At 67.4% G+C, this 10419-nt stretch carries 3 protein-coding genes and 1 pseudogene; all 4 read right to left on the bottom strand.

Annotated features, from left to right (window positions below):
• Positions 1 to 463, bottom strand: a pseudogene (locus AC1D1F_RS24495) (hypothetical protein); the annotation flags it as partial.
• Positions 460 to 6507 (bottom strand): SdrD B-like domain-containing protein, encoded by a 6048-nt coding sequence (locus tag AC1D1F_RS24490; RefSeq protein WP_477677949.1) that lies wholly within the window; start codon positions 6505 to 6507, stop codon positions 460 to 462. The pseudogene AC1D1F_RS24495 and the gene AC1D1F_RS24490, both read right to left, overlap by 4 nt.
• Before the next feature lie 115 nt (positions 6508 to 6622).
• A complete protein-coding gene (locus AC1D1F_RS24485; RefSeq protein ID WP_477697343.1) occupies positions 6623 to 9271 on the bottom strand; it encodes a beta strand repeat-containing protein in 2649 nt (882 codons plus the stop codon).
• Positions 9272 to 9333: 62 nt separating this feature from the next.
• Entirely contained in the window at positions 9334 to 9834 is a 501-nt protein-coding gene (locus AC1D1F_RS24480; RefSeq protein ID WP_477677947.1) for a hypothetical protein, read from the bottom strand.
• Positions 9835 to 10419: the final 585 nt, after the last annotated feature.

The raw sequence follows: 10419 nt of genomic DNA, 5'->3' as shown, positions 1-10419 counted from the left end.
ACCAGCCGCTGCAACCGGCCTGGCCGCCGGAGCCGCCGGCAAAACCGGCCGCGCCGCCCGCCAGGCCGCCTGCGCCGGCCGCATTGGCGCAAGTAAAAGACCCTTGCGAGGTGTTCCCCGCCCGGCCGCCTTGCCCCACATAAATATTCAGCACCGTTCCCGGCGCCGCGTAGTAAGTGCCGGTGGCCCGCGCACCCGCGCCGCCGGCGCCGCCCCAGCCGTTGGAGTCATTGCCGCCGCTGCCGCCGCCCGCGCCGTTGGCCTGGATGGTCACGCCGCCGGCGCCCGCGGGCACGGTGTAGGTCTGCACCGCGCCGGTGTAATTGAAAGTCGTCTGCGCCATCGCCCAGGGCGCGGCCAGCAGCAGCAAGGCGGCGCCCCATGCGGCCCTCAACAGGCCGCGTGAAGGCGCCGGCTTGCGCGGCAGGCCGGGGCGGGAAACAGGGCGTTGAAGAGGCATCATGATTGGGGGGCCGCCGTGCGGGAAGGAGAAAGCGCGGCGCCGGAAGGCTCGCCGAACACGTTCTCGTCAAACTTGAAGCGTACACGCAGATAGAGGCCGCGCTGGGTATAGGCCTCGCCCGCCATGTCCGCGGCCTTGAAACCCTTGAAGTTATAGCCCACCGACACCCACATGTTTTTCCAGGCGAGGTAGCCGACTTCCACGCCCGCGGCGGTTTCGGCGGCGCCGTTGCCCCACATGCGGTAGGCCTGCAGGCTGACGTCCCAGTTCTGGGTCAGGTCCCAGGTGGAGCGGCCGCCTATCAGCTGCGTGAAGGAGCGGCTGCTGATGCCGTTGGAGCGGTCCCGGCCCCACTTGGCGGCGTAGCGCCCGCTCATGGCCCAGTTGCGGTTGGGCTGCACGTTGAGGTGGGTGGACAGGATCAGGCCGGATTCGTCGCGGCTCAGTCCGGGGCCCAGGGTGTTGTCCGAATCCTTTTTGTACTCGACGCGGCCCAGCGCGTTCCACATGTCGGTCTCGACCGGGCGGTAGGCCACGCCGGACTGCGCCGTGATGAGCTCGCGCTTGCCGCCGCCCGCGCCGAGGTTGGTCTGCTCGCTGTAGAGGCCGCGGTTGAGCAGTGTCCAGCTGTCGTCCAGCTTGTTGGCCAGCGCGCCGGTGAGCAGCCAGCTGCTCGAGTTGGTCGAGGTCTGCCACTGGACCTGGCCCGAGGCCTTCCAGGTGGCCGCGGCGGTGTAGTCGGCGCCCAGCGTCACGGCGCTGGAATCGTCGACGACCACGCCCGAAATCGGCTTGATGCGCTGGACGCTGGCCGTCAGGCCGACGCCGTTGTCCAGGCGCCAGAGCCGGCGCAGGCCCAGGGCGGCTTCGCTGGTGCGGCCGTTGATGCTGTCGCCCATGCGGTATTCGTTGAACAGCTGCGTGCTGTCGGTCAGCTCGGTGTTGATGCCGGCGACGGTGGTGTACTGCGAGGTCGAGGCGTTGAGCGTGTAGATGCTCTTGAGGCTGTTGATGAAGTCGTGGCGCGCATACAGGCGCGTCGTCGAATTGATGGCGTAGTTGCCGCCCACGCCGACCTCACGGCCGCCGCTGCCGTCGATGGCGTACTCGGCCAGGCCGTAAACGTCGGCCTGCGGCACGTCGGGCACGGGCACCGTCACCTTGACGCGCGCGGTGGTGGTGCCGACTTCCTCCGAAGAGCCCGCCGCCATCGCCGCGGCCGAGGGAACGATGGGCACGGTGGAACCCGGCAGGGCCGGGCCGGACAGCGCGGCGGCGGTATTGGCGGCGCTGTAGCGCACGCCGACTTCCACCTTGATGTTGCCGGCCATGCTGTGCTCCAGCTTGAGCTCGGCGCCGGTCTGCGACGCGCCGGTCACGCTGTTGGCGGTGCGCAGCGCTTCGCCGACCACGCGGTTCTTTTCGTCCACCGCGTAACCGAGCTTGGCGCCGTACTCGGACTGGCCGGCCGACTGCACGCTGTTGGGGTTGAAGAAGCCGGCGCTGGTCTTGGCGCCCCAGACGCGCGCCTGCAGCGCCTGGTCCTCATGGCGGATCTCGACGCGCTGGCCCGAACCCTTGCCCTGCAGGTCGGTGCTGCTGCGCGCGATTTCGCCGGTGGCCACCGTCTTCTCGCCGAGTTTGGCCGTCACATTCAGGCCGTCCAGGTTCTGGCGGTTGGCCGGGTCGGTGTCGCGCATCGTCGAGGCGCCCAGCGTCACGGCCGGCGTGACCTCCAGGCGGGCCTCGGCGCCGGCGACGGTGTGTTTCACGCCGCCGGTGTCGACCGAGTAGCTCACGCGCACAAAGATGGGGTTGAGGTCGGTGTCCACGCTGGGCACCGGCGACTTCAGCAGCAGCCGGCCGCTCATGGGTTCGATCTCGTAGTCGGTGAACTGCGTGAGCGGCGCGTCGTTGACGATGACCGAGGCCTGGCTGCGGTTGCGCGTGAGGATGTTGACCTGCTGGCTGTTGACCACGCCGTTGATGTTGAGCAGGAAGGGGCCGGAGGTGCCGTTGGCGCGGAATTCCTGCACCAGCTGCGTGGTCGCGGTGCGGCTGGCGAAACCCTCCACGGTGACTGCGCCTTCCTGGTAGCGGCCCTTCACGCCGTTGAGCGCCCGCGAATACTGCGTGAGCTGGCGCGCCGCGTTGTCGCTTTGCGTCGAGTAGTCGCCCAGCAGCGCGTAGTTGCTGCCGTTTTGCAGCATCACGTAGAGCTTGCCGGTGGACTGCGCGTCGAAGCCGCGCGCCGATGAATCGCCGTACACCGGGTAGAACTGGCCGGGCTGGATGTCGCGGAACAGTGCCGTGTCCGAAGGCTTGTCGGAGTCGTAGGCCAGCGTCAGCAGCGAGGAACCGAGGACCTTGCCTTTAAGGAACAGCGCGGTGCGCGCGGCGGCTTCGCCCTTGCCGCCGGAAAAACTGCGCGAGGTGCTCTGGATCTGGCGCTCGAACACATCGCCGCTTTGCGCGGGCTGCAGCGCCGAGGGGTTGAGTTTGCGCAGGTTGATCGTGCCTTCGACGATACCGGCGGCGATCATGGGCCGCAGGTTGGGCATGAACTCGATGGTAGAGGTCGACTTGACGGTGCCGCTGGTGATGGTGAGCTCGGCCTTGCCGGGCTGGGCCGGCGGCAGCAGCAGGAAGCGGCCTTCACCGCCCTCGACAAACACCTGGGTGCCGGGCTGGCGTGCATCGAGGTCGGGCGTCTGCCACTGGCCCTGGCTGGCTTGCAGGCTGACCTGGGTGCGCGCGGCCACGGGCAGGCCCTGCGCATCGCGCAGCGCGATGGTGACGGGCACGGCGGTCGCGCCGTCAGCGACCAGCTGCGCGGGCGCGCCGATGTCGATCCTGGCCAGGGCGCCGGGCACGCGCAGCGTGATCTGCGCGGTGCCGCGCGCATTGCCGAAACCGTCGAGGGCGCGCACGGCCAGCGTGTTGCGGCCGGGTTTCAGGTCCACGCCGATGTATTCCCAGGCCAGGACCTTGTTCTTCTCAAGGCTGCTTTTCTTGCCGACCTGCGTCGCGGGCACAGGCTGGCCGTTGACGGTCAGTTCAAAGCGCGCGCCCAGGGGTCCCTTCACGCGGACCCGGGTCTGCGCGACCGGCAGCAGCTGCTCGTCAACCAGGCCCACAAAGGCGGTCGCCGCATCCAGTTCCGGCAGCAGGTCTTCCAGCGGTTGCAGCACCTGTTCGGCCGCGGCCGGCTCGGCGCCGGCAGGCGTGGGGGGCTGTGCCGGCTCCACGCTGGCGGGCGTGTAGATGGGCTTGGGCAGGCGGGCATTGGGCGTTGCCGGGCCGCCGGTGTCGCCCACGGCGCCCAGGTTGCCTTGCAAAGGAGCCGGCGCCACGGCATTGCTGCCGGCGTTGTTTTGCTGCGCACCCGGCAGGCCCATGGCGCCGGCGGCGGGCAGCGTGCGGCTGTCCGCCGCGACGGCGCCGCGGTTGGCCTGCAGCAGCGTGCCGGCGGCCTGGGTGATTTCCGACGGGTTGCCCAGCGCCTTGCGGCGCGCGGCGATCTGGTCGCGAACGCCGGGCGTGCATTCGGCGATGGCGAAGTCGGCCTTGTGCAGCTCGCCGTTGATAAGGTCCACGAAGCGGCTGCCGGCGTCGAAGGCGTTGCGGTTGTTCAGCACGGCCAGCGTGGCGCCCGCGGGCAGCGTGATGTTGTCGACCTTGGCCACATGGGTGCGCGGCTCCAGGCCGTAGAAGCTGTACTTGCCTTCTTCGTCCGTCACGGCATAGGTGCCGTCTTCCAGGTAGATGCGCACACCCGGAATGCCCGGCTCGCCCGCGTCCTGCACGCCGTCGCGGCTGCAGTCCGCAAACACCTTGCCGAACACATACGCCTTGTTGGAAAACACCCCGCCCACCACCTGCACACGCACGCTGGAACTGTTGGAGCGCACCGCGCCGCTGGCGGCCTGGGCCGTGTTGATGCCGTTGCCGCTCTGGCTGCCCGCGCCCACGCGCACGCGGTAGGTCAACACGGGCTGCGCGCCGGCGGCCAGGTTGCCGACGGCAAATTGCAGGCTGGGGCCGGCACCGCCGGCGGGGTCGGCCAGCACCGCGCCGTTGAGCCGCGCGGTGCCGCGCACATAGGCGAAGCCGGCCGGCAGGCTGTCGCTGACCACGGTGGCGGGCAGCGCTACGGCAGAAACGTTGTTGAGCTTGATCGAATAATCGACAAAGTCGCCGATCTCGGCGGTCTTCTTGTTGGCGGTTTTCTGGATGAAGAGGCTGCCCGTGGTAGCGCCGGGGTCAAGGGGAACGTCGAAATGCACCGGCGCGAGCGCCACCAGAAAATTGCCGCCATAAGAACCCGGCGTGTCGATCACCCGGCCGGCCGGCTGCAACGCCGCAGGCACCCGCGAAGGAAAAGAAAAGCCAGCCGGCGGGGTAACCACCAGCCGATAGCGGCTGTTGAGCACCAGCGGGAATTCATAAAAACCGTCGGCCGCGGTCACGACGACGCTGGGCGCCGGCGTGACGCCGTCCATCAGGAACACCACGGCCGGGCCGCCGGGGTTGCCGCCGTTGCCCGCACCGAGGACGTCAATCAGCTGCACCGTGGCGCCGGCGACGGGCTGGTTGGTGGCCGAGTTGTAGATGGTGCCCGAAGGGTCGACCAGCAGCGTGGTGCTGACCGACACCGAGATGCCGCCGCAAGCGGTGATGGTGGCGACCACGGTGTCGTTGCGCAGCACCTCGAGGATGCCGTCGCCGGAGGCCACGATGTGCGAGGCCGCGTTGGCGGTGGGAACGCTGGGCAGGATGCGGAACACGCCGGTGTTGGGCCCGGTTTCCACGGCGATGTAGGTTTCCGAGTCGCCGGTGAGCTGGCTCACGATGGTGATGGGCACTGTGCCTATCGTGCTTGGGTCGGCATTGCAGATGGACGCGTCAGCCTGCACAAACAGTGCGTTGCCTGGAATGCTCTGGGAGGCGTGCACCGCATAGCTGTTGGTGGTATAGAACTGGAGGCTTGCCGTGTGCGCAGGCAGCGGTAGCACCACGGTGTTGCTGGCGGTGGTCAGCGGCGCGGCGGCATCGGTCCAGTCGGCGTAGGCCGCGCCCGTCACGTTATTGGCGGCATTCGAATTGACCATGACGCTGAACTGCCCCAGGAACAGGCCGCCCTGCGGCAAAGTTGCGATGGCCCAGGCCACCGCGTCCACCACGGCGCCGCCCGGCACAGTGGTGACATAGCTGCCGGTGGCGGCGCCCTGCAAGTGGTACAGCGTCTGCGCGCCGGGATTGGTGGCGGGCTGGACTGAAGCGAATACCGTGTTCACCGGCACCGGTGCGCGCAGGATGAACAGCGCGGCGGGCGCGCCGTTGACCGTCACGTTGGCGGGGCTGGCCGCCATGTTGCCGTTGTTGATGGCTCTGGCCGTGAAGTTGAGCGCCACGCTCTGGGTCGCGGTGGCCGTCGAAGCGGCGTAGCTGACCTGCACGGCCGCGCCGTTGGTCAGGTTGAGGGTGTCCGTGTTGGTGGCCGTGGCGTTTTGCAGCTGGCTGACCGCGCGCAGGCTGAGCTGCGCGGTCTGGCCGGGCACGGCGCCGGGCGGAATCTGGCCGGTGATCAGGAGGCCCGCGGTGGCACCCACGGCCACCGGGACCACGCCGCCCGCGGGTACCACCGGCTCACCGGCATCGACCAGGCCGTTGCCGTTGACGTCCAGCACCACCTTCAGGTTCAGCGGCGTGAAGGCGCTGCCGCCGGCCACGTTGGCGGTCACCAGGTAGTTGGTGGCGGTGTTGCCTGTGTTGGCCAGGTTGTGGCTGATGGTGAAGGACGAGCCGACGCCGATCAAGAGGTTCTGGCTGGAGGTCAGCGTCAGCGCTTCAAGCGCCGCCACCGTGGTGTTCACGGTGTTGGAATTGATGCGCACCGGCAAGCCCGTCGCCGTGTCCACGAAGGTCGCGCTCGCGGTATTGCTGATCACCGTCCCCACCGGGGTCGGCGCTGCCTGTGCGGCTGCCCAGATGAGCAGCAACATGCAGGAGATCAGCAGTTTGCGCAGCGGGCCAAAAAGCATGTGGGTTGGATGGATGGTTGGGTTGCGGCAGGGCGTCGCTTTCCAAAGGGCACGCTGTCGTGCCCTTGGAAAAGCGGGGAAGCTTTCGCTTCCCGCGCAAGAGGTCAGTCCCGGGTCAGGGGTTGATACGGACGCCGAAGGTCACGATGGCCGACTGACCGGGGGTCAGGGTGCCGATCGTCGCGGTGACGGTGCCAGCGGAGGCCGCGGCGGGGCCGGTCACCGTACCCACCGTGCTGGCAGCGGCGCTGCTCAGCGTGGTGTAGCTCGGTGTCGCGTCGGACACGACGACGGAGGTCGCATTCGCGGATCCCACGTTGGTCACCGTGATCTGGTACAGCACGCACTGGTTGGGACGGGCGCTCAGGGTGGCCGCCGCGTAGACCGTGCCGCCATTGGGGCCGGCGCAGGCCGTATCCAGGGATTGCGCCTTGGACAGGGTCAGGTTGCCGGCGATCACAGTGGTGCTGTCAACAGCGGTGGCCACGGCGGGAACCGTCGTCGCGTAGCTGCCGTTGCTGGTGGTGACCGTGATGGTCGTGGCATCCACCGCGCCGGGAGTTGCGCCGCTCGGTGCGATCACCTTGTTGAACACGGTGATGGAAGCGCCGGGAGCCAGGCCCGCGGGCAAGACACCCGCTGCATGCAGGGTGCTGCTGATCTGCGGGTCGGTCGCGTCGAGCACGCCGTTGGCGTTGGCATCGTAGTACAGCGCGGACGTCCAGCCGGCCGGGGCCTGGTTGTCGGAGGCGGACAGGGTCAGCGTGCTGACCGTGCCGTTGCCTTCCAGCACGTTGCCGGTGTTGGTCAGGGTGTGGCTGTAGACGTAGGAACCGCCGGGATAGGTCTGGCCGGCGCCGTTGGGCGTCAGGGTGACCGAGCGCACGGCGTTCACGACCACCGCGTCATGCAGCGTATCCGAAGCATTCGACGTGGGCGACAGCGTGCGGAAGTACAGCTGCGTGGTGCCCGCTGCAAAGCCGGCAGGCACACCGACCACTGCGCAGACGACGACGTTGCCGCCGGCGGCCACGGAGCCGGTGTTGGTGATGGTCGCGCCGGTGGTCGAGCAGTTGCCCACGCCGCCGTCGGCGCGGAAGCTGACTGTCCAGCCGGCCGGCAGCGTCACGCTGGCGAAGGTGTTGACCGTGCTGGCGCCCAGGTTGTAGCTGTCCGGCGAAGGGCCGGTGTTGTTGGCCACGATGGTGAAGACCGTCGAGGCGCCGGGATTCAGCGTGTTGGTGACCTGCGCTGCGCCTTCACCGTTGGCGAACACGCCCACGCCGGGAACACCCACCGCGGTCGGCAGGTTGTTGGTCGCGTCAACCGCGGAGTTGGCCACGGCGGTCAGCTGGTCGGGGGTGCTGGCCGTCTTGGTCGGGTCGAACACCGACGTTGCCGTCTTGGTGATGATGAACGGCGAGCCGGTGTTGGTCGCGTTCGGCGGCAGCGTGGCCTTGAGGATCACGTTGTAGGTCGCGCCTGCAGCCAGGGGGCCGGTGTCGACCGTGCCGTCGCTGTTGGTATCGACCAGCGGCGTGACGCCGTCGGTCTTGTACAGCTGGAAGGTCGTGCCGGCCGGGAAGTTGCCTGCGCTCAGCGTGATGTTGAAGGTGTCGGAGCCGTTGCCGGTGTTGGTCACGGTGTTGGTGAAGCTCACCGTCGAGCCGGGTGCGGCCGGGCCGGGCACCGTGGTGCCGGTCAGCGTCACGGCTGCGGTCTGCAGAACCGTGAAGGGCACGGTGTTCGAGCCACCCGTCACCGTTGCGGCGCCGTTGTTATAGGACGTCGTGGCGGTGTTGTTCAGCACGCCGGGCGCGGTGCCCGCAGCCACGGTCACGCCGAAGCTGATGGTGCCCGACTGGCCGGCCGTCACCTGGTTGAGCGTGACCAGCAGGGTCTTGGTGCCCAGGGTGTAGCCCGAAGTCAGGGTGTTGGGTGCGGAACCGCTGGCGCCGCCGCTGTCGCTCAGCGCCGTGGCGCCGGTGACGCTCCAGCGTGCGGAGCCCGCGGTGTAGTTCAGGCCTGTCGGCAGAATGTCGGTGATCGCCACGGCGGTGGCCGTGCTGTTACCGGTGTTCGTGTAGGTCAGGGTGTAGGTGATGGCCGTGCCGGCGGAGCCGCTGGACACGCTGGCCGACTTGGTCAGCGTCACGACGGCGTTGGTCGTGGCGGTGGTCGTGTCGGTGTTCGACTGGGTCTTGGTCGGGTCGAACACGCTGGTGCCGGTCGCCGTGAGGTTGTTGACCTGCCCCGCCGTGGCGGTGCCCGGGAGCGTGGCAACCACGATGTACTTGAACTGGCCGCCCGCGACCACTGCGCCGGTCGAGGTGATGGCGGGGCCTGTGGGCGAACCGCTGCCGTTGTCGGCGAAGATCTGCACGCTCGCCATCGAGAAGCCACCGCTGTTGCTGGTGGTCAGGTTGAAGGTGTCCGTGCCGTTACCCGTGTTGGTCAGGGTATGCGGGTAGTACACCACGCTGCCCGGCGTCGCGTTCTGCGCGCCGTTGGCGGCCAGCGTCAGGCTGGCGATCTGCTGCACCGTGGTCTGCACCACGTTCGACGTCACCGTGCGCGTGATGCCGGATGCATCCGAGTACGTGGCCGAAGCCTGGTTGCTGATCGACGTGCCGGCGGGCGGCGGTGCGGCGTGTGCCGCCATACCGGCCATCGCGAGCGCGAAGGCAACGAACAAACCCACAATCCAGTGGGTGAAGAAGTGCGGCAGCCCTAAGGGCCGCGGACTCGGGGGGTTGGCATACATGGCGTTTTACTCCTGGCTACAAGACAACGGTGAATCGACAGACAACTAACAAAAACTGGGAATCAGGGTTTGGCCGCCGACACGACGGCCGGCGAATCGATGCTCACGCGCAGGCTGACCACCGAAGTGGCGCCGGCGGGCAGGCTGCCGATTTCCCAGCGCAGGGCGCGGTAGTCGGCCAGTGGCACGGGCTCTTTGCGCGTGCTGCCGTCAGCCTGCTTGACCGTGCGGGTCAGCGGCATGGGCGCGAAAGTGCTGCCGTCCGTGGAAGCCTGGGCTTGGGCGGGCTGGTCGCTGGCGGCGATGAAGGTGGTGCCCGCCGGAACCGGCACGGTCGCCAGCAGCTTGGCTGCGGCGGCGCTGCCGGTGTTGCGGTAGGTCGCGCTGTATTGCAGGACGTCGCCCGGCTTGCCGTCGCCGGCAGGCTTGAGCATCGGCTTGCCGGCCACCATCTCGACGCGTTGCGCCAACAGCTGGGACGTCACAGGCGCGGCTTGCGCCAAAACCACCTGCCCCAGGGCGAGACCAGCGGCAAAAATACAAAATTTGAAAATTGATTTCATGGTTTCACATCCTTTTCGTTACAAATCGGCGGGTAACAGCGCCATTGATTGACAGTGCGCAGAGGGCGCGGTCTGTATGCGTTTACAGCTCTTATGGCGTAACTTTATGTTACTGAGTACTGTTTCCTGGCTCGATTAATTCACGTTTCGCCCAAAAACGAGAAGAGAACCAGGATTTCTGTGAGAAAACACCCAGATTCGGGGCATATCTGAGCCTCACCTGTGACTTATTGTAATTTTTCATCGACCTAACTTACAAGTAGTCACAAGTAGTAAGGCTTCTGTTTTGGGCAAAAAGTCACAGAAACTCCGATGTGTGAGGGAATTCGGGGCCTGAGGCTGGGAGTGAGTTGTTACAGGCGCGGTTGATTGCGCCAAGTCTTGTGCTGGCTTTAGTGCTTTTTGCTGAGGACTGCTGGCCGGGGGTTGCCCGGCAGCAAGTAACTTTCTTTTGCTTCGCCAAAAGAAAGTCACCAAAGAAAAGGCGACCCGCAGTCTGGGTCCCTACGCTTCGCTGCGGGCAACCTGCGGTGCTCGACTACGGCGGGGTCTCGCGCAAACTCGCTTCGCTCAGACAAGCGCGAT

It is taken from the genome of Polaromonas sp. P1_H6 (assembly GCF_056405195.1).
The sequence above is the reverse complement of the archived record's forward strand: the minus strand, read 5'-3'. Positions and strand labels throughout refer to the sequence as shown.